Below are 1,121 nucleotides of genomic sequence, written 5' to 3'. Positions count from 1 at the left end.
CACCTTGCATAAGCGATGTTGTATGAAGTGGTCGTCTCGTAAGAGACGCCAACGGCCGGGTGGCCACCCGGCCGTTGGCGCTGATCGTCGGATCGCGGGACACCCGAACCCGTGGGGTTAAGGAGAAGCAAGATCGCGATCGGCTCTTCATCGTGGCCCGGATGGTTGCTGGAACAACCTGGTTCGTATGCAAGGCAGGGACGACGAAGATGAATGAGACTAGCACAAAAACCGCCGGAATCGACACCAGCAAGAAGTCGCTTGATGTCGCAACCTATCCGGCGAGCGAGAGGTTGCGCGTAGCCAATGCCAGAGACGGACATCAAGAGCTGGTTGCTTGGCTGAGTGCGCGTAAGATCAAACGCGTCGGCATCGAAGCCTCCGGGGGTTACGAACGAGCCGTCGTGGAATATTTGCGCGAGCACGGCTTCGAGGTCGCTCTCCTGCAGCCGCGTCAAGTGCATGCCTTTGCCATCTACAAGCTGCGTCGTGCCAAGAACGATCGTATCGACGCCGCCCTCATCGCCGAGTGCGCTGCCAATCTCGCCGACCTGCATGAACCGCCAGACACCAGGCTGACCGCGCTCGCTGAGCATCTGCTCTTCATCGAGCAGCTGGAGTACGATATCGCTCACCTCAAGACGCGGCGCGAGCACTTCTCCACCAAGCGGATTCTCAAGCAACTCGAGCGTGACGTTCAGCGTCTGCAGCGGCGCCGCGAGGCCGAACTACTGCTCCTGCAGGTCGTCGTGTGCAAACACGATGATCTCGCTCGGCGGCTCGAGCTGATCGCCAGCGTCGATGGCATCGGCATACGCACCGCGCTCACCCTCGTCATCCTCTTGCCCCAACTCGGCAAGGTCAGTCGCGAGCAAATCTCTGCCTTGGTTGGCGTCGCTCCTTACGACGACGACTCGGGCGAACGTACCGGCGAGCGCCATATCGCCGGCGGTCGCAGTCGTGTCCGCCGAGCGCTCTTCAATGCTGCATTGCCCGCATCCCAGCGCTGGAACACCGCTCTGGTTGCTCTCTACGGCCGCCTTACGAACAACGGCAAGGCTCACAGGAAAGCCATCATCGCCTGTGTCAGAAAGCTCCTCATCTTCGCCAACGCCGTCGTC

At 60.8% G+C, this 1,121-nt stretch carries 1 protein-coding gene; it reads left to right on the top strand.

Annotation, left to right across the window (positions count from 1 at the left end; genetic code table 11):
* Positions 1-74 precede the first annotated feature (74 nt).
* Positions 75-1,121 (top strand): IS110 family transposase (locus tag AB6802_RS30040; protein WP_371013835.1); only part of this gene is annotated, 1,047 nt, incomplete at its 3' end.

Origin of the sequence: Mesorhizobium sp. RCC_202 (assembly GCF_041355295.1) — a bacterium.
GTDB lineage: Bacteria > Pseudomonadota > Alphaproteobacteria > Rhizobiales > Rhizobiaceae > Mesorhizobium.
The sequence above is the reverse complement of the archived record's forward strand: the minus strand, read 5'-3'. Positions and strand labels throughout refer to the sequence as shown.